Origin of the sequence: Kitasatospora dryopteridis (genome assembly GCF_050749075.1) — a bacterium.
Lineage (GTDB): Bacteria > Actinomycetota > Actinomycetes > Streptomycetales > Streptomycetaceae > Kitasatospora.
The window spans coordinates 8,394,729-8,419,341 of the sequence record NZ_CP192749.1; the positions used below are offsets into that span (position 1 = coordinate 8,394,729).

Annotated in this window: 22 protein-coding genes and 2 pseudogenes; 6 read left to right on the forward strand and 18 right to left on the reverse strand. The window is 70.5% G+C overall.

Translation table 11 applies throughout. The annotated features are described in order from the left end of the window. The first annotated feature begins 78 nt into the window (after positions 1 to 78). Positions 79 to 549 carry a hypothetical protein gene (locus tag ACQ614_RS38490; protein WP_431683775.1) on the forward strand — a complete coding sequence of 157 codons (471 nt, stop codon included), beginning with the start codon at positions 79 to 81 and terminating at the stop codon, positions 547 to 549. A gap of 129 nt (positions 550 to 678) precedes the next feature. Beyond that, positions 679 to 927 carry a hypothetical protein gene (locus tag ACQ614_RS38495; protein WP_431683776.1) on the forward strand — a complete coding sequence of 83 codons (249 nt, stop codon included), beginning with the start codon at positions 679 to 681 and terminating at the stop codon, positions 925 to 927. Positions 928 to 986: 59 nt separating this feature from the next. Here ACQ614_RS38495 and ACQ614_RS38500 read toward each other — a convergent pair whose 3' ends face one another. From ACQ614_RS38500 to ACQ614_RS38510, 3 genes are all read right to left on the reverse strand, one after another. Next, positions 987 to 1,454, reverse strand: coding sequence for a GNAT family N-acetyltransferase (locus ACQ614_RS38500; RefSeq protein WP_431683777.1), 468 nt, complete (start codon positions 1,452 to 1,454; stop codon positions 987 to 989). A gap of 249 nt (positions 1,455 to 1,703) precedes the next feature. Beyond that, positions 1,704 to 1,904 (reverse strand): hypothetical protein, encoded by a 201-nt coding sequence (locus ACQ614_RS38505; RefSeq protein WP_431683778.1) that lies wholly within the window; start codon positions 1,902 to 1,904, stop codon positions 1,704 to 1,706. Between the two features lie 54 nt (positions 1,905 to 1,958). Continuing rightward, a complete protein-coding gene (locus ACQ614_RS38510; protein ID WP_431683779.1) occupies positions 1,959 to 2,567 on the reverse strand; it encodes a restriction endonuclease in 609 nt (202 codons plus the stop codon). A gap of 297 nt (positions 2,568 to 2,864) precedes the next feature. Here ACQ614_RS38510 and ACQ614_RS38515 point away from each other — a divergent pair, with 297 nt between their 5' ends. The 3 genes from ACQ614_RS38515 (at position 2,865) to ACQ614_RS38525 (ending at position 3,782) form a co-directional block, all read left to right on the forward strand. After that, a complete protein-coding gene (locus ACQ614_RS38515) occupies positions 2,865 to 3,125 on the forward strand; it encodes a hypothetical protein (RefSeq protein ID WP_431683780.1) in 261 nt (86 codons plus the stop codon). Between the two features lie 151 nt (positions 3,126 to 3,276). After that, positions 3,277 to 3,471 (forward strand): hypothetical protein, encoded by a 195-nt coding sequence (locus tag ACQ614_RS38520; RefSeq protein ID WP_431683781.1) that lies wholly within the window; start codon positions 3,277 to 3,279, stop codon positions 3,469 to 3,471. 80 nt (positions 3,472 to 3,551) lie between these two features. Then, positions 3,552 to 3,782: a hypothetical protein gene (locus ACQ614_RS38525; RefSeq protein ID WP_431683782.1), complete on the forward strand. Its 231-nt coding sequence runs from the start codon at positions 3,552 to 3,554 to the stop codon at positions 3,780 to 3,782. Here the strand turns inward: ACQ614_RS38525 and ACQ614_RS38530 are convergent. Then, complete coding sequence (locus tag ACQ614_RS38530) at positions 3,757 to 6,639, reverse strand: tetratricopeptide repeat protein (RefSeq protein ID WP_431683783.1); 2,883 nt, start codon at positions 6,637 to 6,639, stop codon at positions 3,757 to 3,759. The two genes, ACQ614_RS38525 and ACQ614_RS38530, sit on opposite strands and share 26 nt — an antisense overlap. Then, complete coding sequence (locus ACQ614_RS38535) at positions 6,636 to 7,076, reverse strand: hypothetical protein (RefSeq protein WP_431683784.1); 441 nt, start codon at positions 7,074 to 7,076, stop codon at positions 6,636 to 6,638. The genes ACQ614_RS38530 and ACQ614_RS38535 overlap by 4 nt, the downstream gene beginning before the upstream one ends. 960 nt (positions 7,077 to 8,036) lie before the next feature. Between ACQ614_RS38535 and ACQ614_RS38540 the strand changes: the two genes are divergently transcribed. Beyond that, positions 8,037 to 8,279 (forward strand): hypothetical protein, encoded by a 243-nt coding sequence (locus ACQ614_RS38540; protein ID WP_431684141.1) that lies wholly within the window; start codon positions 8,037 to 8,039, stop codon positions 8,277 to 8,279. Positions 8,280 to 8,330: 51 nt separating this feature from the next. Here ACQ614_RS38540 and ACQ614_RS38545 read toward each other — a convergent pair. The 13 genes and pseudogenes from ACQ614_RS38545 to ACQ614_RS38605 form a co-directional block, all read right to left on the reverse strand. After that, positions 8,331 to 9,658: pseudogene (locus ACQ614_RS38545) on the reverse strand (PHP domain-containing protein); the annotation flags it as partial. Continuing rightward, entirely contained in the window at positions 9,639 to 10,280 is a 642-nt protein-coding gene (locus ACQ614_RS38550) for a hypothetical protein (RefSeq protein ID WP_431683785.1), read from the reverse strand. The gene ACQ614_RS38550 and the pseudogene ACQ614_RS38545, both read right to left, overlap by 20 nt. Positions 10,281 to 10,354: 74 nt before the next feature. Beyond that, the gene (locus ACQ614_RS38555; RefSeq protein WP_431683786.1) at positions 10,355 to 10,552 is read right to left on the reverse strand and encodes a hypothetical protein; all 198 of its coding nucleotides are present in this window, start codon (positions 10,550 to 10,552) and stop codon (positions 10,355 to 10,357) included. Positions 10,553 to 11,154: 602 nt separating this feature from the next. Continuing rightward, complete coding sequence (gene pdxH, locus ACQ614_RS38560; RefSeq protein ID WP_431683787.1) at positions 11,155 to 11,778, reverse strand: pyridoxamine 5'-phosphate oxidase; 624 nt, start codon at positions 11,776 to 11,778, stop codon at positions 11,155 to 11,157. A gap of 149 nt (positions 11,779 to 11,927) precedes the next feature. Beyond that, positions 11,928 to 12,454: pseudogene (locus ACQ614_RS38565) on the reverse strand (IS5 family transposase); the annotation flags it as partial. Between the two features lie 273 nt (positions 12,455 to 12,727). Next, positions 12,728 to 13,657, reverse strand: coding sequence for a hypothetical protein (locus ACQ614_RS38570; RefSeq protein ID WP_431675969.1), 930 nt, complete (start codon positions 13,655 to 13,657; stop codon positions 12,728 to 12,730). A 188-nt stretch (positions 13,658 to 13,845) separates the two neighbouring features. Continuing rightward, entirely contained in the window at positions 13,846 to 15,114 is a 1,269-nt protein-coding gene (locus tag ACQ614_RS38575; RefSeq protein ID WP_431675968.1) for a TniB family NTP-binding protein, read from the reverse strand. Continuing rightward, positions 15,111 to 16,922 carry a Mu transposase C-terminal domain-containing protein gene (locus ACQ614_RS38580; protein ID WP_431683788.1) on the reverse strand — a complete coding sequence of 604 codons (1,812 nt, stop codon included), beginning with the start codon at positions 16,920 to 16,922 and terminating at the stop codon, positions 15,111 to 15,113. Before ACQ614_RS38580 ends, ACQ614_RS38575 begins: the two co-directional genes overlap by 4 nt. Positions 16,923 to 17,131: 209 nt before the next feature. Next, entirely contained in the window at positions 17,132 to 17,959 is an 828-nt protein-coding gene (gene istB, locus ACQ614_RS38585) for an IS21-like element helper ATPase IstB (protein ID WP_431675965.1), read from the reverse strand. Next, positions 17,959 to 19,227 carry an IS21 family transposase gene (gene istA / locus ACQ614_RS38590; protein ID WP_431678558.1) on the reverse strand — a complete coding sequence of 423 codons (1,269 nt, stop codon included), beginning with the start codon at positions 19,225 to 19,227 and terminating at the stop codon, positions 17,959 to 17,961. Before istA ends, istB begins: the two co-directional genes overlap by 1 nt. Positions 19,228 to 19,319: 92 nt before the next feature. After that, entirely contained in the window at positions 19,320 to 19,868 is a 549-nt protein-coding gene (locus tag ACQ614_RS38595) for a TnsA-like heteromeric transposase endonuclease subunit (RefSeq protein ID WP_431675964.1), read from the reverse strand. Positions 19,869 to 19,989: 121 nt separating this feature from the next. Beyond that, positions 19,990 to 21,393 carry a DNA-binding protein gene (locus ACQ614_RS38600; RefSeq protein ID WP_431675963.1) on the reverse strand — a complete coding sequence of 468 codons (1,404 nt, stop codon included), beginning with the start codon at positions 21,391 to 21,393 and terminating at the stop codon, positions 19,990 to 19,992. 69 nt (positions 21,394 to 21,462) lie between these two features. Further along, a complete protein-coding gene (locus tag ACQ614_RS38605; protein WP_431675962.1) occupies positions 21,463 to 24,021 on the reverse strand; it encodes a Helicase associated domain protein in 2,559 nt (852 codons plus the stop codon). Between the last annotated feature and the right edge of the window lie 592 nt (positions 24,022 to 24,613).

Below are 24,613 nucleotides of genomic sequence, written 5' to 3' on the forward strand. Positions count from 1 at the left end.
CAGCCGCAGTAGGTCATGCTGGGACAGGGCCACCGTACACCTCTCACGCGCGTCCAGGCCCGCCACCCGCAGGCCAACGTGAGCCAGCTTGTGCAGAAGGGGCTTGCCCTTCTCGCGCCCAAGGAAGAGCCGTACCGGCCGGAGTGGGCGGTGGAAGCACTGGCGGATGCTGCCAGTCGGCTTCGGGAGGCTGCCCGGGTCGACTACGAGGAGGGGTTCCGGGCGGGGTACGAGCTGGCCAAGGTCGCGCCTTGGGACTGGGTGCTCTGGCTTGCCGACAAGGACTTCAACCTGCGCTGGATCTTGAGCACCCTCTGGCGCGGCGAGTACGACCCGACTCCCGAGATCGAGCGTGAGTTGGAGCGGGTCTGCCGGTCGAAGAGCGGCTGGCCCACCGAGTGGTACCAGGCGCTCTATGGGGTCTTCGACGCCGAGATGGCCTCGCCCGGAGGGGAGATGTCCGCCTACCGCAGCGATCAGTTCATGGCGGGGGTCGAGCAGGCGTTCCGAGACGTCTGGGCCTACGCAAACCAGGTCGCTGGCCGGTGACCTGAACGACGCGAAGTGCCTGCTGGCGCCTTGCGTCATGAGACCCCGCCGCCCCTCGCACTGCTTCCTACGGCGAACGGGAGGGGACGGCGGTTCCAGCACCACCTGAAACCGATCAGAGAGGTACCAATGAGCATTATCGCGCGCGGCCCCGACGATGGCGACAACCCGTCCGCAGCCCCCGCGGTTCTCCGAGGCCGGGTCGTCCAGATGGCCCGGACCTTCAAGCCGAAGGGAGGGCTGTCGCAGGTCGTCCTCGGTGTCCTCGTGTGCTCGACCGTCGGCGGATTCTCCGCCACCCAGGTCATGCTGCTCACCGCCGAGGTTGCCCTGGCCGTCATCCTCGGGGACCTGCTGAGCAGCTACCGCCGGGTCTGAGCAGGGCACTGCTGGCGCCGGTGATCCTGGCGCCAGCAGTGCTGCTTCTGCAGGCGACCTCAGAAGTTGAGGTCCTCCAGGGCAGCACCGAGGGTGTTGTCGCCAGCGCTGTTGGCGATGCTCACCAGACCGCGGCTGGCGAAGAACCGTGCCCGTGCCCGGCTTTCCGTGTCGGTCCCGCCTTCCTGGACGTACAGCGCCAGGAAGGTGCGCCCCGCCTTGCGGCCCTCTTCGGCCACGAATCGAAGAAGTCGGCTCCCCACACCCTGGCCTCGCCGGTCCGCGCGAACGGCCAGAGCGAACACCCACACCTGGTCACCCGGATGGGCCGGGCGTTGGGAGTCGTGCCCGAGGTTGTACGCAAGGTCGAACTCGACGACACCGATAACCTCTCCGCTGGTCAGGCAGCAGGCCACGGCCGCCTGCCAGAACTCCGGCAGCCCGGTCCCGTCACCGAGCCCTTCCAAGGCGAGGAGGTCGTCTGCCACCGGATAGTCGCAATGGGTGGCGGTGCGCACGGTGATCACAGGGCAGGCTAGCCCGGCTGGAAGACCTTCACCGCCAGCTATCCAAAATTCCGGATTCGCCTGCCATGCCTATAGGTTCGCCACGAACATCACCAGCGCGATCGCCGACGGCCTGGGTCTCCGGGCCCTCCAGCGCCGCTCCTGACGCACACCGATTGAGGCCTCTTGCAGTAGCCCGGACCCATCCGGACGACCGCAAGAGGCCTCGTCTCATGTGGGCTGGAGGCAGACGGGCGGTCGGGGCAGAGGTCAGTGGGTGGCCTCGGTAGCGGTGCCGACGAGGTGGAGGATGCCCTGGCCCCAGGGTGTTGCGGCTATGAGGATGCCGAAGATGATGCTGGTGAGCACGGTGAACTGCTCGTCGGTGCGGCGGCGTGATTCGGTGCGCCGGTTGAGCCGGATGACGATGATGATCGCGAGGAAGACGCTCGCGCTGACGGTGTACTCCATGTCCCCCACCTGATGTCTGTGGCCGGGCCCGCGTCGGGCTCCGGACCGTTGGTGTCAGTTGTTGCGGCCGGTCCGCGGCGCCGGGATGCGGGGCAGCAGCTCCCACAGGGGCCGGCCGCTGGAGGCCCAGCGGCCGAGGACGTCGCGGTCGACCAGGGCGACGTTCTGCTCCATCCCCCACTTGCGGGCCGGCCCGGTGAACCGGCCGTTCGTGACCACGACCGGCACCTGTGCCCGGTGCACCCGCTCGTTCGTGCCCACCAGCGCGTACAGGACGCCGACGCCGACCGCGGAGCCGCGCAGCGGGTCCTGCTTGTGCTTGCACTGCAGGACCCAGCGCCGCCCGGCGGGATCGGTGGCGAGGACGTCGGCGCTCTGGTCACCACCCCCACCGACCTGCTCGGCCCGGCAGCCGTCGCGCCGCATCAGGTCACGGACGGCGAACTCGAACGCCTGGTGCCCCATACCGTCCAGACCGCCGGGCCCGGTGAGCGCGAGCCGCAGCCGCCGCTGCGCCTCGAGTGCGGCGGCCCGCCGGGCCATCCGGTCACGGACCGCCACGGCCGCGACGGCCGCGCCGGCGAGCAGCACGAGCAGCAGGATCCACCAGTGCGCGAGGAACCACCGCAGCACCGCCAGCAGCACGCTGACCACGAGGGCCACCCCGAACAGCAGCAGGAAAGCGGCCCCTCCGCCCCCGCCGCCGCCTCTTGCTGGTCTTCTGCGGCGTGCCGGAGGCCTGCGCGATCCCACCCGTTCTCCCCGATCTTCACCTGGCATACGAAGGACTCATGACACCAGCCGCCACGCGAGGCGCAACAGACGCGCACGGAAGCACACGAACAGCAGCGTGCGCCCGGTCGGCGGAGGGAGAAGCCGTGACGGTCAGGCCCCGCCGAGTTCCTCGAGGCCACCTCGCCCGAGACCCGGGCCTGTGCACGGGCCGAGCACACCCTGCCCGTGCACGACCTCCCCGCCCCGCTGCTGCCCGACGAAGGCCTGCCTCGCGGAGCGGCAGTCGATGTCGCCGACGCCGCGCTGCTCATTCAGCTCGCCGCCACTACCGCAGGCCGGCCGAGCGTTTTCACCGCGGTGTCGGCCTGCCCGACCCTGGCCTCGCCGCCGCCTTCGCGGCCGGCATCCCGCACGACCGCCTGCTCCTGGGTCGACGACCCCGCCAACCAGTACGTCGAAGTCATCGCTCCCCTCGCCCCGATCTGACCGCTCATCCTGACCCGGCCGCCCGGACGGCTCACCGACCGTCAAGCCGCCCGCATCGAGGACTACCTGTGCCACCACGCAACCACCCTCCCCGCCCACGGCACCCCTGGCCTAGCGCCCGGCTGCGCTGCAGATCACGGCCGGTTCGCGGGTGGCACTCGGACAGGGCTGGGGTCGGCTCGGCTCCTGGGCGGCCGCGGTGCAGTGCAGCGGCCGGGCAGTCGGCGGGCGGCCCCGCGCGGTGCAGGCGGTGCTGCTGCCGGACGAGTACGGCGGGCTCGCTGCGGCTGCGGCCGACTCTGCAGGTCGCTCCGACGCGGTGGGCGTGGTGGCGAGAGCAGGCTGAGCGGATGTGCCACGGCCGGCTGATGGAGACTTGTCTCCGATCAGCCGGCCGCTCAGGACCGGTCGTCTTACAGCCGACCGGTGAGCTTCGCCCACGTGACGATGATCATGGTCAGCGAGAGCGCCAGCACTGTGACGGGCCACGTCACGACAGCGGCCATGCTGGTGACCCCGAGTCCGAGCCCCACCCCGGCCGTGAAGGTGCTGGAGCTGCGGTGGCGCGGCAACGCCGTCTCGCTCGGTCCCTGCCTGTCCCTTGCCACCGCATTGGCCAGATTCCGCCGCACTATTCCTCGCCATGGTGGTCGCTGAGGTCGGCGAAGATGGCCGCCTGGGTGAAGGCCTGCCTGGCGTCGTCGAACCTGCCCGCTAGCTGCAAGGCGAGGCCGAGGCTGGTCAGCGCCGCTCTTTCGCTGTAGCGGTCGCCGAGGTCGGTGAAGATGCCGGCGGCGCGATTGAGGGCGTCGATGGCGTCGTCGAACCTGCCCACCAGCTGCAGGGCGAGGCCGAGGCTGGTCAGCGCCATGCCCTCGCCGGGGCGGTCGCCGAGGTCGGTGAAGATGTCGGCGGCGCGATTGAGGGCGTCGATGGCGCCGTCGAACCTGCCCCCTGTCATCAGGGCGAGGCCGATGCTGGTCAGCGCCTTGCCCTCGCTGTGGCGGTCGCCGAGGTCGCGGTAGATGGCCAGGGCGCGATTGTGGGCGTCGATGGCGTCGTCGAACCTGCCCACCTCCATCAGGGCGACGCCGAGGTTGGTCAGCGCACTGCCCTCGCTGTGGCGGTCGCCGAGGTCGCGGTAGATGGCCAGGGCGCGATTGTGGGCGTCGATGGCGTCGTCGAACCTGCCCACCTCCATCAGGGCGACGCCGAGGTTGGTCAGCGCACTGCCTTCGCCGTGGCGGTCGCCGAGGTCGCGGTAGATGGCCAGGGCGCGATTGTGGGCGTCGATGGCGTCGTCGAACCTGCCCACCTCCATCAGGGCGACGCCGAGGTTGGTCAGCGCACTGCCTTCGCTGTAGCGGTCACCGAGGTTGTTCAGCGCCTGGCCTTTGCCGTGGCGGTTGCCGAGGTCGGTGAAGATGTCGGCGGCGCGATTGTGGGCGTCGATGGCGTCGTCGAACCTGCCCACCTCCTGCAGGGCGAGGCCGAGGTTGGTCAGCGCCTGGCCTTCGTTGTGGCGGTTGCCGAGGTCGGTGAAGATGTCGGCGGCGCGATTGTGGGCGTCGATGGCGTCGTCGAACCTGCGCACCTCCTGCAGGGCGAGGCCGAGGTTGGTCAGCGCCTGGCCTTCGTTGTGGCGGTTGCCGAGGTCGTTGAAGATGTCGGCGGCGCGATTGTGGGCGTCGATGGCGTCGTCGAACCTGCGCACCTCCTTCAGGGCGACGCCGAGGTTGGTCAGCGCACTGCCTTCGCCGTGGCGGTCGCCGAGGTCGGTGAAGATGGCCAGGGCCTGGGTGTGGGCATTAATGGCGTCGTCGAACCTGCGCACCTCCCTCAGGTCGATGCCGAGGTTGTTCAGCGCCATGGCTTCGTTGTGGCGGTCGCCGAGGTCGGTGAAGATGGCCAGGACTTGGGTGTGGGCATTAATGGCGTCGTCGAACCTGCGCACCGCTTGCAGGGTGTTACCGAGTCTGTTCAGCGCCTGGCCTTCGCCGTGGCGGTCGCCGAGGTTGTGGCTGAGAGCGAGGTCGTGTTCGGAGGTGGTGATCGCATCATCGAAGTGTCGGCGCAGGTGCAGGAATCCGTAGAGGTGGAAGGCCAGGTGGATGGCGGTGGTGGGTTGCCGGGCAGCGACGGCGGCGGAGGTGGTGGTGGCGACGAGAACGGGATGTTCGGCGTCGAGCCAGGCCAGGGCTTGGGCGCGGTTGTCGAAGTGGGGAGGGGTGGGGTTGCCCGGCAGTGCGCTGAGGTGGTCGTCGGCGGCGTGTGCCAGCCGGGTGTAGTGCTTGAGGAGCCGATCGAGTGCAGCGTGGTCTTCGTCGGTGCAGGGGGTGGTGAGTTCGGCGGTGTAGAGGCGGATGAGGTCGTGCATGCGCCAGCGACCGGAGCCGACGGGGTGTTCGGTGAGCAGGCCAGCGGCGGCGATGGCGGCGAGCGTTTTGCGGGTGTCGCGGCCGGGTCGGTCGGTGAGGGCGGCAGCGCTGGCGGTGGCGAGGTCGGGGCCAGCGCACAGACCCAGCAGCCGGAAGGTGCGGGCGGGTTCGGGGGCGAGGCGGCGGTAGGAGAGGTCGAAGGCCGCGCGCACCGCCAGTGATTGACCGTCGGTGTCGCCAGTGGGTAACTGCAGCGCGTTCAGGGTGTCGGCAAGGTCTTCGGCGAGGGTCGCGACGGGAAGGCCCGGGTCCGAGGTCAGCATGGCTGCTGCGATCTGCAGGGCCAGGGGCAGCCGCCCGCAGAGCGCCACGACCCTGGCCAGTGCGTCGGGCTCTGCGGCGGTGCGCCGGTCTTCGGGCCAGGTGCGGGTGACGGTGCTGCGGATGAGTTCGGCCGCATCCCCGGCTTCCAGCTCGTCCAGGCGCAGGAGGCGGGCGGGGAGGGCGGGGGAGGTGAGGGTGTCGCGGGAGGTGGCTAGCAGGCGGTGGGCGCGGTGGGCGGGGACGAGGTGGGTGAGCTGGGCCGGGCTGGAGGCGTTGTCGGCGACGATCAGGACCCCTCCGGCGTCCCGGGCGCGGCGGGCGAGTTCCGACTGGTAGAGCGCCGCGAGCTCCTCCACCTCGCCGGGCAGGTCCTCATCACGGATCCCGAGCTGGCGCAGGAGGATACCGAGCGCGCGTTCCGCGCTGACGGCGGCGACGGGGTCGTAGCCGTCCAGGCTCACGTACAGGATGCCGCCGGGGAACATGCCCTGCTCGGCGGCCTGGTGGGCGGCGTGCAGGGCGAGGGCGGTCTTGCCGATCCCGGCCAGACCCGCCACTACCACTGACGCTCCCGGCGTCGCGATCGCCGGTGATCCCGGGGTGAGCGCGGCGAGCAGCTCGTCGACCTCCGCCCGTCGCCCGACAAGGTGCGCGGGGGCGGCGGGCAGGGCGGCCAGGGCCTGCGGCAGATGCGAGGGCGCCTGCGTGATGTACGTGTTGTGCTGGTCGCCGGCGACCTGGTTGACCCGGCCGTTGCCGGAGGCGGTGGCGTGCTGCTCGACGCCCTTGGGCGCGCTTTCGTCTGCGGTCACGGCTTCGGCGGTTCGGTGTGCTGGTGACCGGCGACCTGGTCCACCTGACCGTCGTCCATTGCCGTGGCGTCCTGGCGGACCGTCCTCGGTACGCCGGGATCCGCGGGTGTGGCGGGGACCGCCATGGTCTGGTTGCCGCCGACCTGGTTGATCCGGCTTCGGCCGGATGCCTCGGCCGTCTGTATGACCTCCTGCCCCGTCGGCGGCGAGGGAGCGGGAGGTGCGGGTGTGGGGGTGGTTGTCTGGCCGGCCCACCGGCCGACGGCGGTGGCCACCGCGCCTGCGCCGACGGTGGCGAACGCGGTCGCCACCACCCACCGGTCCGCCTCCGCCTTCGGCAACCAGCCGAAGGATGCCGACCTGGCCAGCCACAGGCACACCACGAACGCCACGACCGCCGAACCGACGGTCACCACCCACCGAACCGGACGAGACACCAAGACCCCTCCCTCGACCCTGCCGGTTCAGACCCCCCGAAGCGGCAGCGCGCGGACTTTACTCCTGTATGACACAGAGTGTCTAGATCGATACGCTGCAGCCCGCCGGACCCCCTGGGCGGCGCCACCCATGACGCCCCGCAGCACCCGTGTGTCGCTCAAATCACCGGTTAAAACTTATCATTCAGCAAAAAATGCACATTGTTAACCGCATAATTTCACCGGCCATGCTTTATCGGCGTGCGCAATCTGCCCCGATCATTAAGCAGAGGCCTCACCGCCATACAGACATCTGGGCCGATATTAAGAAATCACCTTCTTGCTGGATTACTGCCATCAAGTTGGGCACCTCACCCCGACCGAGGCTCAAATGCGCAGCCACCCCCGGAGGCCCGCAGACAACCCCGTACGATCACCCCATGGCAATCGACACGCGAGGAATCAAGGAAGCGCCGGCCGTCTGCGCCTGGCCCGGCTGCGGCACCCCGCTGCGCCGCGGAGGCTCCGGGCGCCAGCCCGACTACTGCTCCCGCGCCTGCTCGGCGCGGGCGTACCGGCAGCGCCGCCGTGAGGCCCAGGACGCCGCCCTGGCAGCCGCCGCCGAATCGACACGCGAGCCATCGAGCGCCGTCCTCGCCCACCCGGAGGCCGCCGATCTCGCCCGCCTCGGCGCCGCCGTCGACCGCGCCGCCCGCGCGCTTGCCGAGACGCTCGCCGCCGGCGGCGACTCCGCCGCGGACCGGATGATCCGCAAGCTCAACACCGGCGCCCTGGAGCGCGCCACGGAGGCGCTCTTCGCCCAGGCCCGCCGCGCGCTCGCCGCTCCGGCCCCCGACCTTGATGCCCCACGTGACGAATCGATGATCGCGGCCGCCGCCGCGCCCTCCGGCCTTGATAGCTCACGTGTCGAATCACCGGCCTTCGTGGCAGCCGCCCCTGCCTACCTTGATGCCCCACGTGATGAATCACCCGCCAGTCCGGCCGAGCCGGTGGAGCCGACCGTCCACCCGCTGCTCCTGGGCGACGACGAGGTGGGGCCGGGCCGAGCTCCACCCCGACGGGTGGGCCGCCGTCCTCTACGGCCACTACCTCGTCGACCCCGCCACCGGCACCGGCGCCCGCTTCCACTCGCTCGACGAAGCCACCGCCGCCGTCACCCGGGAGCTCGGCCGACCGACCCGCCGCCCGGCCGGCCAGGCGTAAGCGCTCGAGCCCTTGAGGGCGGCCTCCGTCTTGACGGCGTCGTAGGTGACCGCGTTGGCGCTCGTCGAAGTCGATGTCGACGTCGGGCATGGAGATGCGCTCGGGGTTGAGGAGGCGCTCGAAGATCAGGCCGTGCGGGATGGGGTCGAGGTCGGTGATGCCCATGGCGTAGGCGACCAGCGAGCCGGCGGCGGAGCCGCGGCCGGGGCCGACTGCGATGCCCTGGCTCTTGGCCCACATGATGAAGTCGGCGACCACGAGGAAGTACGCCGGGAACCCCATCTGGATGATGGTGTCCATCTCGTACTCGGCGAGCTTCTTGTGCTCCTCGTCGTAGCCGCCCGGGAAGCGCCAGTCCATGCCCTCCCAGACCTTGGACTTGAAGAAGTCCGCCTCGGACTCGAAGCCCTCCGGGATGGGGAAGCGCGGCATGAGGTTCTTGAACTCGAACATGCCGACGATGTCGGCGCTGGAGCTGACCTTGCCCATGACGTCCGGCGGCACCGTCTTGGCGGTCCGGGGTCTACCCAGTTCACCACCTGGTACGTCTCGGCGGCCGACTTGATGTAGTAGCCGGTGCCGTCGAAGCGGAAGCGGTCCGGGTCGGAGAGGTTCTTGCCGGTCTGCACGCACAGCAGCAGGTCGCGCGCGCCCGCGTCGCCCTCGGTGGTGTAGTGCGAGTCGTTGGTGACCACCGGCGGGATGTTCAGCTTCTTGGAGATCTCCAGGAGGCCGTCGCGGACCCGCTGCTCGATGTCGAGCCCGTGGTCCATCAGCTCCAGGAAGTAGTTCTCCTTGCCGAAGCCTGCTTGAGGTAGCCGAGAAAGGTGAAGTGGTCGGTCATAGGCCAGCGCAACGCTCTCGCCCACGATGTCCGGCGGTATCACCTTGGCGGCTCGCCGGCTGGGGCGCAGCCGGGTCTGGACCTCGCCGGAGGGGCAGCCGGTGGTGGCCATCAGGCCGGCCGCGTGCTCGGTGACGATCTCCTTGTCCATCCGGGGCCACTTCACCAGCCAGCCCTCGGCGTAGGAGCGCGAGGTGAGCTTGAAGAGGTTGTGCAGGCCCTCCTTGTTGCGGGCCCAGATGGTCTTGTGGGTGTAGGCGCCGGACGCGGAGACGTCGTCCTTCTTCTGGTGCGGCTGGCCCCACAGGATGCGCTTGGTGTTGGAGCGGGACTCCGGGGCGACGTACGCCTCGATGCCGATGACCGGGGTGATGCCGGCGGCGGTGGCCTGCTTGTGGAACTCCGCGGCGCCGTACATGTTGCCGTGGTCGGTCATCGCGACGTGGGTCTGCCCGAGCCGCTCGACCTCCTTGAAGAGCTGCTTCAGCCGGGCGGCGCAGCATGGGCAGGAGCGGTTACGGGTCTCCACCAGCAAGGACCCGCGCCCAGCGCCGCTTCTCGGCCCGGGCACTGCGAGCCCGCCTGGCAAGATCAGCCAACGCGCTCAGGTGGGTGTCCCAGTCGTCGACGTTGAACGTCTCCTTGAGATCCTCGTCCAGTTCGGAGATCGCGTCCCACGACGGGATGCTTGTGCCGCTTGCGTACCGCCTCAGCCAGGCCGGTGAGACCCACGACAGCTGATCCACATCGACACCCCGGTCCACCAAGCCGTCCAGGTACGCCGAGAACGCCTCCGCCACCGCCACCTGCTCCGGCAGCACACCGACATGGACATACCGAGCCGCAGGCCTTCGCTCCGGCAGCGCGGACCGAAGCCGATCATGCAGAACACCCACTTCCTCAAGCGCAGGCTTGAGCTGCGCCTCCGCCCAGCAGCTGCGCTTCTCCACCTGCCAGAGCAGGAGCTCCATGAACTTCCGGCTCGGGATCCGGCGGCCGCCGAGCACCGCGTACAGCGATGAGCGCGGCACCACGGCCTCATAAGCGAGATCCGCAACGCTCATCCCCGTGCTGGCGACCAGCTCACCCAGCTTGGCAACGAACGCCACCACCTCCGGACCGGCAGATGGATCAACAAGCCTGCGATGTGCGGGCACGGCGCTCCCCCTCACCAGAAGGCACCTGGTGTGGTGGCCCGGCGAAACCGCCGAACCACCACACCAGACTGTGATCAGCGGTGCCGGATCCAGACGTCGACCACCTTCACCACGATCCCGCCGACCGCCGTGGCTGCTCCGCCGATCAAGCCCAAGAAGGCCTTCCGCCGGATCACACGCCACCGCCTCGTGCGCCGCCGCTCCCGCTGGTCGGACGGCCCGTCAGGTTCCTCGCCCTTGCTGAAGCCCGTAGGCTCGTCATTGGTACTCATGATTCCTCCAGAATCGTTGTACTAGTGCGATGACGGCTCCCTGCGCTACCAGGGGGCCGTCTCCCTTTTGGAGCCGGCCACACCGTCGGCACGACCATAACGGCCCTCCGCGACACCCCCACTTGACATCAACTGCTTCACCAGCTACTCGCCCGCAGCGACAGCTGATGACCGCCACGAAGTCCTCCAGGCCGTCGAAGGCTCGACACGGCTTTTGTGCTGGCCCGACTTTCCACGACACAGCGGATGACCGGTGAAATCTCGGACCGCGTCCCGAAGTTGAGAGGCCCACCAGATCGATTACCCGCACAGTACTCGTCATGGTTTCGACCGGACGCTCAACTCACGCACGGACAGCGCCGCGCAGGTGCCCCGTGAGCTTCCGACGGCGCGTCCGCGGAGCCCGGCGCACAGGGGCTGAGTATGAGGGTTCTGGCTGGTCAGGGGCCGGGCAGTGCTGCCGCCCGCGCCGGCGCGCCGGCGCGGGCGGCAGCGGAGGCCGCAGGAGGCCCGCCCCGGCCGTAATTCAAACTTCACCCGTCCTGCGGTTTTCGATGGGGCGCAGGCATGTCCGCCCGGCACATGCCGGGCCGTGGGCGACGTCAGGGGCACAGACGCTCGACGCGCCAGCCGTCACTCTCCGCGACGAAGAACAGACGATCGTGGAGCCGGTTCTCCCGGCCCTGCCAGAACTCGACCGTCTCGGGCACGACGCGGTAGCCGCCCCAGAACGGGGGGACGGGGACGCCCTCGCCCTCGGGGTAGCGGGCGGCCAGGTCGGCGTAGCGCTGTTCCAGGACCTCGCGGCCGGCCACCGGGCTGGACTGCTCGCTGGCCCAGGCGCCGAGCTGGGAGCCGTGCGGGCGGGTGCGGAAGTAGGCGGCGGTCTCGTCCCGGCCGACCTTCTCGACGCGGCCGCAGACGATCACCTGGCGGGCCAGTTCGATCCACGGGAAGAGCAGCGAGGCCTGCGGGTTGACGGCGAGTTCGGCGCCCTTGCGCGAGCCGTAGTTGGTGTAGAAGACGAAGCCGCGGAGGTCGAACCCCTTGAGCAGGACGGTGCGGGAGCTGGGCCGGCCGGCCGCGTCCGCCGTGGAGAGCACCATCGCGTTGGGCTCGACCACGCCCGCCTCGTCCGCCTCGTGGAACCACCGGGTGAACTGGGTCACCGGGTCCGCCGCCAGATCGCCCTCCGCCAGCCCTTCGTGCTGGTAGTGCTTGCGCATGACGGTCAGGTCCGGGCCCGGCCGGGGTTCGGTCGGCGCGGTCAGGGCCGTCGGGGTCGTTCCGCGGTAGGCACGGCAACATCATCCCGTACGACAAGCGTTGCGGACGGCTGCGTCCCGGCAAACCGCAGGGGGAGTTAGACCTTGTCCTACGTGGTGACCTTCGCCAGTTGTTTGTGGCATGTGATGACGGCGGCGAGGTCGCAGAAGGCCAGGTAGAGCAGGTGGTCGCGCTCGTAGCGGCGGGCGATGCGGCGGTAGCCGGTGAGCCAGGCCATGGTCCGCTCGATGACCCATCGATGGCGACCCAGAGTCTGGCTCGACTCGATGCCCTTGCGGGCGATCCGGGGCAGGATCTGCTGCCTGCGGAGCCATTTCCGCAGCTCGGGACTGTCATAGGCCTTGTCTGCATGGACCTTGCGGGGACGGTAGTGGAGGCCCCGGTCCGGGTCGTGTTTCATTTGGAGGGCCTGGACGAGGGGGATCAGGCCGTGCTGGTCATGGGTGTTGCCGGCGGAGATGCCGACGACGAGGGGCAGCCCGCCGCGGTCGGACAGGACGTGCACCTTGGAGCCGGGTTTGCCCCGGTCGACGGGGCTGGGGCCAGTGTGGTCACCCCCCTTTTCGCGCGGACGTGCACCGAGGCCACGATCACCCGCGACACGTGTGACTGACCATTGGATCGGTGGTGGGTGTTGGTTCTGGTCTGGGGTGTTGTGGTTGGGATGGGGCGTTGTCGGGGTTGTTCGGGTCGGTGTCTCGCGGTTCCTTGATCGTTTTCTGTGGGGTGTGGCCGTGTTGCGGGCTTCTGGGCTGGGGGTCTTGGTGATGGGCCGGGAATCGCGGGTTGTGTGAGATGTTCTGGGACTTCTCGCTGGTCTACCGGGAGCCCGATAGGTGGGTTGGGGCGTCGGCGTGGGCTGCCGGGGTGTTTGCCGTTGCAGCTGTTTCAGTCTGTGGTGGGGGTGTGGTGGATCCAGGTCCACAGGAGGTCGCGGGGTGGGGGTGTGAGGCGGGCGATGCCGAGGCGGTGGGCGGTGTGGCGGCAGAACGCAGTGATCGCGGGATGCGGTGCGGGTGCGGTGCCTTGCCGGGCCTGCCGGGGGAGGCGTGCGGTGGCCAGGGCGCGGGCGAGGACGATCGTTTCGGGGTAGGTGACGAGGCTGCGCGCGTGCAGGGCCCAGGACTTTCCGGCCGGTGTCGCGTGGGGGTTGGTGTCCGCCAGGCGTTGGAGGCGGTGTTGCCAGCGGGTGGCCAGGACGCTCTGCTGGTCGTACCAGCGGGTGGTGATGGCCATGGCCCAGCTGGTGGCGTTGGCGGCGTCCGGGTGGCGCAGCAGGTACTGGTGGTCGCGTTGGGCCTGGCGGAGTTCGGGCAGGGCGGCGGTGGTCAGGTGGTTGTCCGCATCCAGGCTCCAGTGCCGGTGGCGCGGGCACAGGGCCTGGTGGGCGGGCGGGTGGATGTGGGCGCGGCTGGTGGCTCCTCGGGTGTGGCGCAGGGTGCAGGCGGGACATGCCAGGACGGGCTGTTCGCCGGGCTCGAGCAGTTGCCAGGCGCCGGCGGGTGACGGTGGCGCGTCGGGTGCTGCCGCGCTGCGAGCGCTGGTGCCGGTGTGGTGGGAGAGGGGCCGGGTACGGTCGTCGGCCAGGTGCGGGAGGGCCCGGCCGAGGTCCCTGAGCGGGGTGCGGGCGAAGACCGCCAGACGCTGCTGCGCCGCGGTGTCGAGGCGGAGCTCGGCGGTGCCGGCACCGCCGCGGCTGCTTCGAGGGTGGGTGAGAGTGATGCCGAGGCCGTCCAGGAGGTGGGCAGTGGTGGTCCGGTAGGCGTGGGCGAGGCGGTCCAGGTAGGAAGCGGTGCTCTCGTGAGGGATCGGCCGCACCCGCACAGCTCCGGCCGTCGGCGGGTGGACTGGGCAGAGTGGCCGCGGTGTACGGGGCCCTGCCGGGACCGGCCGAGGACTGGTGGTCGCGGTGCTGCCGCCGGGGTGCGCGGATGCTGCGAGAGCTTCCAGAAACAGGGCACCGGGCCCGGGCGGCCTGACGGGGCGGGCCATCCGACGGGGCATCATCAGGTACGCCGGGCGGGCGTGGTGGCGCGTGGGCTCCGGCGGACTGGGGTGCGGGGCCGGTAGTGCTCTTCGGCGAGGTGGTCCAGGGCGATGGCGTCCAAGCTGGCGCGGGTGATTTTCTCGCTTTGGTCGAGGATGGCGGTGATCGCGGCCCGCCGCAGGAGGCGGGAGAGGCTGCCGATGCGTCCGGCGGTGCGCTCGTGCAGGTAGGGGGCCAGACGCACGAGGCTGCCGGGGCGGTGGTGCTGCAGGTCGAGGGCGTTCTCCATCGCGGCGACCGTCTCGCGAAAGGGCCGGATCAGCACCGTGCTCCTCCCGCCCCCGCCCTCGTCGGCGCTGTGGCTGCTGTCGGCACCATCTGAGCTGCTCCCGCCTCGTCCCCGCCGGGTGCCGCCCTCGCCGCCCGCCGGCCCCTCGCTGTCGCCACTTCGACCAGCACCGGGGCTGCCGCCGTCGCTGCTTCGGCCCCGTGCCGTGGCGCCGACACCGGGCCCCGTGACGCTGGTGCCCGCTGCGACGATGCTGGCGCGGGCCACCACGGGCAGGGGGTCGCAGTCGATCAGCCCCGCGCGGCCGGCGAGTTGGGCACCGGCCGTCCCAGTGAACAGCGCGGTGGCGGTCACGTCGATACCCGCGTACACGAACGTCGCCGAGATCCGCTCCGTGAGGTCCTTGAGGAAGTCGGCCGCCTCCGCCCCCGTGCTGGTGCGCGGGTTGAGGCGGTGGATCTCGTCGATCATCACCAGCCGCACCCCAGCGGTGTTGTACGTGTGGCATACGGATGCGGCGATCTGGGCCTGGGTCATGCGGGCGGAGACGGGGATGCCGAGGTAGCGGGCGAACTCCAGCGCCAGGGCTTTGGCGCTGGCCCCGGGCGGCACCAACAGATAGGCGACGGGAACCCGGCTCACGCCATGGCCGGCCCGCGCCTGCTCGGCCAGGTGACAGGTGCGCCCGACCTCCAGCAGCGTGGTGGTCTTGCCCGTGGTCGGCGGCCCGGTGACGATCAGCGAGGGCCTCGCGGTCGCCTGCTGGTAGCGCCCGAGCGCCATCAGGGTCCGCACCTCCAGCAGCGTCCTGACGACGGCGGGGGTGCGCACGGTCACGAACCGGGAGTGGTAGGCCAGGCGCTCCTCCACGCTGCGCGGCGGATCACCGGGCACGGGCGGCACCAAGGGCGGGTCGTCGGCGAAGCGACGGAACAGCTCCCACGTGGTCGGGGAAGCATCCCGGTCCTGCCCAGCCTGCTCGGCAGGATTGTCGTTCACCACAGCTCTGCCTCCTTGCGGGCGTCGTACAGGGCGAACCCGCCCTCTTCCTCGTCGGCCCAGGCCGCGTCACCGCCCAGGTCCTCGTCGTCCCCGTCCTCGTCGAGGTCGTCCAGGCTCTCCTCACCCGGCCAGCCCGCCCACGCCGAGCCGACGGTGCTGTCGGGGCCGCGCGAGCCCGACGGCGACACGGCCCGCGCCCCTGCAGGCCTCGGCCGCCCGCCCAGCGGCACCTCCGCGGCCTGCTCGCAGTCGCCGCTCCTCTCACCAGGAGCCGCAGGAGGCGGCCCGGCAGGGCAGCCGCCGGCAGCTGATCGCTCGACCAGGTCCGCGTCGCCGCGCTGCGCCCCAGAGCCCAGAGAAGGCTGCCCGGTACCGGCGTCGTCAGGCCAGGGCATTCCACCCGGGGCACCAGGCCGCGCGCTCTGATTCGGGCCGCCGTCGGCACCGCTATCGGCCTCGGGCCTCAGCCGTTGCCCCGGGGCGCCGTGCTGCGTCCCGGAGCCTGGGTAGGACTGCCCGCTGGACCTGCTGGACCCGCTGGAGGCGGTGTCCTCTTCGGTCCGGCCCTGGCGCAGACCCCGTTCCTCGCTGCGGGTTCCTTCCAGACCCGGCGCCGCACCCAGACCTTGGTGCACAGCCGGGCCCGGGGCCGAGGCTGGGTCCGCATCGGGGTCGTGGGGGAGTGCCAGGGGTGCTTGGCGGGAGGCGAGGTACCGCTCGCGGGTACTGGCCTGACCGGTGCGGACCCTGAAGAGCAGATCGTCGAGGGCTTGGGCGAGATCGGCCTCGTGCCGCTCCCGGCTGCCCCGGCGCTCCACCGTCTCCTTCAGGTGCTGCCACAGGTCATCGCCCAGCGGGCGGCGGATGTACTCGCCGTGGATCCACGGCACCGCCGTGAACTGCCCATCCGGTAGACGGACCCAGACCTGCCGCAGGTCGTGCGGGTTGTGATGGACCTCCCACCGCCCCCGCTGCGCACTCACACCGGAAAACTGGCCCCGGAGCGGGTTCAAGCAGTGGTGGTCGTAGGTGCGGTGGTCGATACGGATACCCCGCTCAGTGATCGACTTCCACACCACCGGCAGCAGTTCCACGTAGTCGGTCCCGCTCAGCGGCACCGGGACGTGGCCGCAGGTGCCCAGCAGCGCGCCCCACATCTCGTTCGGGGACAGCGCGACGGCCGGCATCGACGGATGCCGTAGTCCCTCGTGCGGCCGGTTCTGCCACTCGGTGGTGATCCACTCATCCAGCAGGTCCTGCAGCTGCGCCACGCTCCACAGGGCCTCGCTCTCGGCGCGAGCTCCGCGCCGGGCCGGGCTGGCGCCGGTGTGGCCGGCGACGTGCTGGCAGAACAGGCTGTTGACCGACCCGAAGGTGCGCTCGACGGGGCCCTTAGCGGCGGGCTGGCGCGGGGGAGCGGGCTGCACGCTGATACCCAGCGTCTGGGCGGCGGCCAAGAACGCCTCGGAGACGAACACCCGCCCGCGGTCGACGACCACCGTCTCGGGCACCGCCACCGGCCGCGCCGCCACGTCCCGCAGCCGTTCGTCGGCGTCGACCAAAAGGTCGTAGGGCACCGGCGCCCTCGACATCTCCAGCACCCGCGGCCAGGCCGGCCGCACCGGGTGCGGGGCAGCCATCTCGGCCAGCAGCAGCGCGGCGTCCACGCCCTTGGTGCTGGCCGGGCGCAGGACGGCGGCCAGGATCGAGCGGGACGCGACGTCGAGGGCGATCGTCAGCTCGGGCCGGCCGGTGGTCCCGTTGTCGAAGACCGCGAAGACGTCCAGGCGGGTGGTGTCGAGCATGACCTGTTCCCCGGGCCGCAGGACCCGGGTCGGACGGAAGGGGCGGGCGGGTCTGCTGGCGGTGCGGGCCGGGCTGCCGGACCGCTCACCCGGATCGGCCAGCACGCTCACCAGCCGGTAGAAGCCGGGCGGTGTCGGCGGCGGCTGAATTCGGGCCGGTATCGACGGTTCAGTTGTGGGCCAGCCGCGGTCTCGCTGGATGGTGTGTGTCAGTCGTTGTCGTTCATGGGGACGTGCCCGAGTTCCCGCCCCCGCATGCGGTAGGACTCGCCTTTGAGGGAGTGGACCTCGGCGTGGTGGACGAGCCGGTCGATCATGGCCGCGGCGACGGTCTCGTCACCGAAGACCTCTCCCCAGCGCCCGAAGGGCTTGTTCGAGGTGACGATCACGCTCGCCCTCTCGTATCTGTTCGAGATCAGCTGGAAGAACAGGTTCGCGGCCTCCGGTTCGAAGGGGATGTAGCCCACTTCATCGACCACGATCAGTGGGTAACGGCCGAGCTTGACCAGTTCGTCCTGGAGCCGGTCGGCCTGGTGGGCGGCGGCCAGGCGGTCGACCCACTGGGCGGCGGTGGCGAACGCGACCCGGTGGCCGGCCTGGCAGGCCCGGACGGCGAGTCCGGTGGCCAGGTGTGTCTTGCCGGTGCCCGGCGGGCCGAGGAAGACGACGTTCTCGCGGGCGGTTATGAAGTCCAGTGTGCCCAGATGAGCGAGTTGTTGGCGCGTTATGCCCCGCAGGTGGGATGCGTCGATCTCCTCGATGGTCTTGACCGAGGGGAAGCGGGCGGCCCGGATGCGTTGCTCGCCGCCGTGGCTGTCGCGGGCGGAGACCTCGCGTTGCAGACAGGCGACGAGGTATTCGAGGTGGGTCCAGGACTCGGTGCGGGCGCGCTCCGCCAGGCGCTCGGCGGCGTCCAGCAAAGCGGGCGCCTTCATCGCGCGGGAGAGGAAGGCCAGGTCGGCGGTGGTCTGTCGGCCGGTTTGGGCCGCCGGTGTGTCGGTGGCGGTTGTGGCGTTGGGAGCGGAGGTGCGGGCCATCAGGTGTCCTCCTTTCCGGCGCCGCCCTCGATGAGGGTGAAGATGCGGTCGTAGGAGCCGAGCTGGCGTTGTTCGACCTCGATGCCCAGGTCGTCGAGTGCGAGGGCGGTCAGGCCGCGGGCCTGGGCGCGGGAGGCGCGCTGGTGGATTGCCTGGCCGCGAAGGGTTTCGGCCGCGGCGGCGTGCTCGGGGTCGGTGATGGTCTGGTGCCGGGCCCAGCAGCGGGCGTGGCGGGCGACGGTCTCGCCGGTGCGGGTGGTGGCGGTGATCTCCTCGGTGTCAGCCCGGATGGTGATCTGCTGGCCGATGGCGCGGGGGTGGACGGAGTAGTCGCAGGTGTCGACGCGGATGTAGTGGTCACGGCCCAGTCGGGTGCTCTGGGGCCACCAGTGGGGCGGGGCGACCGGTGGCAGGGTGAGCATCGCGCCCCGGTCGGCTTCCCAGCGTTCGGTGGGCCGGCAGCCGATCGTGCGGTGGTGTCGGCGGTTGGCGATCTGCAGCCATGCGGTGAGCTGGGTGTTGAAGTCGCCGGGTCCGGCGAATGTGCGGCCGGGCAGGAAGCTGGTCTCCAGATAGCCGTTCACCCGCTCCACCAGTCCTTTCGCCTCCGGATCGCGGGGCCGGCAGAGGCGGATCCTGATCGCGAGCAGGCCGGCGAACGCCGCGAACTCCGAGGTCAGCTTCCCCTGGCCGACGCCACTCTCGTTGTCCCAGACCAGCGTCTTCGGGACGGCCTGCCAGCCGGTCAGCAGCCGCCAGTGCCCATCGATCAGGTCGGCGGTGGTCCGGGACGGCAGCATCCGAGCCGTGATCATTCGTGAATAGCCCGCCACCATGACCAGCACCGGCGGGCGTCCCGTTTGTCCGTAACCCAGCGGGATGTCCACCGGTGGGAACCACAGATCGCACTGGGCGAGCTCACCTGGCTGGTAGACCGTCCGCGAGACGGGATCCACGGGAAGGTAGCCGGGCCGCAGTTCGCGCACGCGTTCCTTGAGGATGGTCAGCCCGCGTGTCCAGCCGATCCGCTCGGCGATCACCGTGGCCGGCATCGTCGGCGTCTGCTTCAGCAGCTCGCGGATGGCCGGCTCGAAGACGTCGACCGCCGATCCCTTCAGCGGGCGCTGGTAGACCGGCGGCCGGTCCGAGGCCAGGGCCCGTGCCACGGTGCCCCGGGAGATCCCCAACTGCCGGGCCACGGCCCGCGCCGACAGACCCTCGGCCCGGTGCAGCCGACGGATCTCAGCCCAGTCCTCCACCCCGATCACCTCTTTCCTCCTGACTCCCGTACCAGTGAAGTCAGGATGATCAAGAGATCACGCAGTGACCCGCTTTTGATCCGCCGTCCGTGGTCCTCGTTTCACCCGTCGCCGACAGCCAGCCACCGCACATTGCCCACCACCACCGGATCCGGCGCCCGCAGCCGCCGGTACACCCACCCCACCCGCGCACACGCCTGCCCCACCGCCGAAGCCGCCCGCTGAGCCGCCACCCCGCCAGCCTCTGCAGAACCGGGGCAGTCGGCCAGCAACGCCGTCCCGTCCGCGTACCGGGCGAACACCTGCGGCACCCAGGAGCGCACCCGGCCGTCCCCTTCGCGCCACAGCACCCGCACCGGCCGCCCGGCCAGCCCCACCACCTGCAGGTCACGGTCCAGCAGCATCAACTGCACGACCATGGCCGCCGATCCGTGCGCCACATGCCCACCGGTCGTGGCCGACCACCACCAGCCCGGCCCCCACCGCTTCCCAGGAACCAGCGGAAACCCGGATACCGGCCGCAGCTCCTCGAACCGCACCCGCGCCGCCGCCCGCTCCCACCGCTCCTGCTCAAGACCCCCGCCGACGGCGAAGACCGCCTCGAAGCTCCCAGCCGCAACAGCCGGCCCGGGCACACTCATATCCGCCATGACGGCCAGTCAAGTACGTGAGAACGCCGCAGATAGAGCGGGACAGCCACCACCCCACCCGCACGGGCGACGCCCCGCCGAAACCACCCCGCCAAGCCCCGCCACCGTGCTACCGCCGCCCTCAGCCGTACCGCTCCTCCAAGCCCGCCCGGTGCCGCACGACACCCCGCGAGAGCTCTTCCGCGGACGTGCCCGCCCACGCGCTCAAGCTGTCCAGCGGAACACCCGCGTGGTGCGCCGCGCTCGCGACCGCGACGACGGCCTCATCGAGAGCGGCGACACTCTGCCGCAGTCCGCCGATAAGCTCCCGGGCTGCGACAGCCAGGGCCGCAGTGTCGTGCACGTCCAGCCGGCCCACCAGATCGGCGGCCTCACGGACCTTCTCGCCGATCCACGCGCGCTCCTCCCGGGGCACGCTGGCACGCCAGCCGATGCTGCCGTCCGCGCGCTGCGCCATGGTCCTCAACTGTGCAGCCACGGAGACCGGCTGCTCCTCGCGCGGGAGCCACCACGGATCCACGCCCCGCTCGCCGACCTGCCCGACGCCCCGGTGCCGGCGCACCACCGCGCCCCGCCACCTGACCAGAGCACCACTGTCGGCAACCGCGTCCACCTCGCCCAGCCACGGTCGGCCGAGCCTGCGCCCCAGCTCCCGGGCGAACTCACCGTCCCCCGGGAAGGGACGCACGCGCTCGCCGCCGCTGTCACGCCACACCGCCTCCGTAACCACCGGATCGACCAAGGCCTCGGCCAAGGCGACGACCTCAGGGAAGAGCACCGCCTCACGCGCCACCACCCGCCACCACCAAAACCCCTCGCCCGATCCCGCGTCCCCGCCGGCCAGCACGTGAAGACGAGCCGGCCACAACCGCTCCGGCTCCCACCCGAGCGCCAGCTCCCACCACTGGCACACCACCGCCCACGCCACCGAGAACACCGCCGACGGCTCCACCCCAACCGCCATCGCCCGCCCAGCCACCACCGGCCACCGCCGCTGCGCCACCGCGATCTCCGGACAGTCCGCGATGTCGAGGTGCTCCAGGCCATGGCCGTCACCCGCGCCCAACAGCCACCGCCCATGCCGCGGGCAGACCCGCTGCCACCTCTCGCGGTACCGCGCGGCCGCCACGTCCTGACCAGTTCGCCCAGCCGTGCACAGCCGGCACGCGTACGCGACCGGACCATGGACTGCCCCACCCAGTTGCCACCGAGCCTGAGGCCGCCCGCCTGGCGACACATGAGCGAAGGCTCCTGGCCCGGCCGACCAGGCAGGCAGCGCCTGCTCCAGGCTGCGTCGGTCAGCGCGGCACACCGCGACCAGCAGGTCTTGGCCGGCGGGGTCCAGGAGGACCTCGGCGTCGGGGCGAACCCCACTGACCCCGGGAGAGCGCGGCGGCTGGTTCTTCCACTCCCACGATGCCCGCAGCTCAGCCACCGGCACGCCGTACCGCTCAGCGACCCGTCCCATCAACGACCAGACCGTCTCACCGGCCAGCGGAGCCACACCGAAGATCCCAGAACCCATGACCCCAGCCTTCCGAACAACAGCCACCGTCAAGGGTGAAGCGGGCCGACCACCGCCCATCCGTGTCGCCTACACCCCCTCCACCGCCCACTCGACGCCGAGCGCAGCGAGCTGCGCGAGCTGCTCCGTACTCAGCTTGGCCCGCCGCGCCTTGGTGTTGTTCGTCCAAGCGCCCAGTGACAGGCCATCAGGGCTCTTGTAGGTGCGAGCGGGCCGGGCGTGGCCATGCTCCCGGACGAACTCCGCCAAGGCGGCCAAGTGGAGCTGGAACCGGTCGGAGCGGGAGACCTTCGGCTTCGTGTCGGCGGCGGCCTTCGCGGCCACCAGCTCCAGGTCCGCTTCGATGCCGATCGCGGCCAGCAGCTCCTGCTGCTCGCCTTCCAGACCGGGCAGGCCGGCCCGCTGCGCCACCACCCACCTGCCGAGCTGCTCGCCCTCGAACACCGTCGACTCCGGCAGCCGCGCCCAGTCGACCTGGCCGTCGGACTCCAGCCACCACTGCCGCGCCACGCCGTAGGCGCGCTGCCAAGTGATCGGCCAGGTGGGGCACCACCACGGGTCGACCTCCTCCAGGGAACGGCGCCGCTCCGGCGCCAGAGCGCCCGGCTCGCCCACCGGGACCTGCGCCGCGGCCCGCAGCTCCGCCAGCCAGGTCCCGATCGCATACCCGCCAACGGAGGCCCGCGCCGGCGCCGCGAGCGACCCGCCGTGGTCCTTCGCCCACACCTTCGCCCAGTCCAGGCCAGCCTCGAACCGCGCGTCCGAGACGGACCAGATCATCCCGAACCCATCCAGCTGCGCCACCCGCCATGACGCCAGTTCACCGGCCGCATTCTCCACCCGCCGGTCCGACAACCACCGCCCCAACGGGTAATTCTGGTTCTCTCCAACGAGCGCCGAATAAGGGACGTCGAGATGCCCGTGCTCCTTGTACCAATTCCGCACGTGGCCGATCGCCTCACGCCACAACTGCGTCTCGCTCGTCAGGACGCGGGAGGCGATGAACAGGGCCAGCACGTCGTCCCCGGGGTCACTCTCGAACCTCACCGGCAGCGTGAACGCCCCCGCACCCCCGGAACCCCCATCAGCACCCTGACCAGGAGCGTAGACCGCCTCCGCGCTGCGCCCGGTGGTGCGCTTGCCCCCCTTCTGCGGCACCGCCAGGGCCTCGACCATGCGGGTGTCGTGCGAGCGTAGCGCGGTCAGGATCTTGACGAGCCCGCCGTAGCTGTCCGACTCCAGAATGTCCCCTGGATTCTCCACTGGCTTGAGAAATACCGGCACGATGAGGCTCGCCATCTTCTTCTCACCGGGCTTCAACCTCAAGGCCCGGCCGACGGCCTGAACGATATCCACCATGCTGCCCCGGCCGAGAATCAGAATCGAGTCTGCATTCGGAATATCGACACCCTCGGCAGCGATCTTGCACTGGGACAGCACCCGATACGAAAGGCCGTCATCTTCCTCGGTCAGCCCGAACTCCCCGATGACCCCCTCCCGAAAATCCAGCGAATGCTCACCAGAGAGCCACTGAGACCAGACCTCCTCCGCGTATTTCCCCGGATCCTGGAGATGAAGTCGCTCCACCGCCTGATTCAGCGTCTCCGAGAAATACCGGGCCTCGATCGTGCGGTTGTGAAAGGTGATAGTGCGCTTGAGCCCCCGTTCGGCGGCGACCTTGAGCAGCCCGGCCTGCATCGCGGCCAGCTGCTCGGCCGGCACCTCATCCTCGCTCCCATCCACCGCCTCACCCACCCCAGCACCCCACGGCACCGGCTGCGCCCTGGCGGCGTCGCGATCGATGCGGGGGTCACGGAGTTCCAGCACCACCACCTCGAACGGCGCCAGCAACTCCTTCTCGATCGACTCCGCCAGGCCCAGGGAGTACACGTGCGGCCCGAAGACCCGCGTGTCGTCCATCGACACCGCCAGCTCCTCCGGCAGCGGCTGGTGCGCGTCCTGACGGGGCTTGAGCACCCGGCTCGGCGGCGCCCAGATCCGCGGCGTGGCGGTCATATAGCAGCGGCGCGCGGCCGGGATCTCCACCTGGTCGTGCACCACCGTCCAGGACTTCTCCACGCTGCCGGAGGACCGGTGTGCCTCATCGCAGACCATCAGGTCCAGCTCAGGCAGCACCTCGCCCTTGGTTCGGGCCCAGTAGAAGTAGGCCTCGGCCACCGCACCCACCGAGGCGTAGGTAGCAAACAGCGTCAACGGCCGCCGGCCAGAAGACGCCTTCGCGATCCAGCTCCCGATCACCAGGCCATTGGTCGAGGCCATCACCCCGGAGGGGAGCTCGTCCTGCACCAGGGAGCAGATGGCCTGCATGTCCCCGGCCCGCCCGGCCGCCCGCCACGACCCGATCATTTGGGTCAAGAGGTTCAACGTTGGCACCACCACCAGGACCACGCCGCGGGGCACCAGCCGCTGCGCGGCGAAGGCGCCCACGTAGCTCTTCCCGGTGCCCGTGGCCATCTGCACCGTCACCCGCAGACCGCTCGGGGCCGACTGCCCCGGACGCAGCGTCAGGCCCCGCACGATGGCCGCCACGGCCTCCTCCTGGTGCCCCCGCAGCGCGATGCCCTTGGAGGCCTCCACGGCCAGCAGACCCGGCTTTACAGCACCCACGGACTTTCTCCCCTCACCTGAACTCACGAACCCGCACACCGCACCGAACGGGATTCCCTGGCACCGCGATCCTGATACATTCACCAGCCGGAGACCCGAGAGTCCAAGGCCGGGTAATCCAATTTACTTTCACGCCCGAATATCAGCCGAATACCCGAACCGTCAGAAAGGCTCACTAGGGCGGACTTGGAGGGGCGTCACGGCAGGATCAGGTGACAGGCTATCTCTGATACACTCTGGCTCGCTACTCACCCAGCCAAGGTAGCGCACCCTGATGCTCCATGGGGTTGAAGAATTGAAGTAGACCGCGGTCTAGACCAATCTGACGAGAGTGAAGCCGACCCGCACGCGCCCCGGGAGCCCGTTCCTCCCCCTAGCCAGCCCCACCCCACCTCAGCCGATAGCCCTGCTCAACGGCTTGAGCAGGGCTCAGCCACACAGGCCGCCGAAGCGAAGCGGAGCGGCCCGGGAGGGGAGCGAAGCGGACCGACCAGGCCCGGCGGAGCCGGGCCGGCCTGACCGAAGGTCAGGCCGCGGACACGCGGAGCGGGTCCGCCGATCGCCCGAAGGGCGATCGCGAACGGAGGGCCGA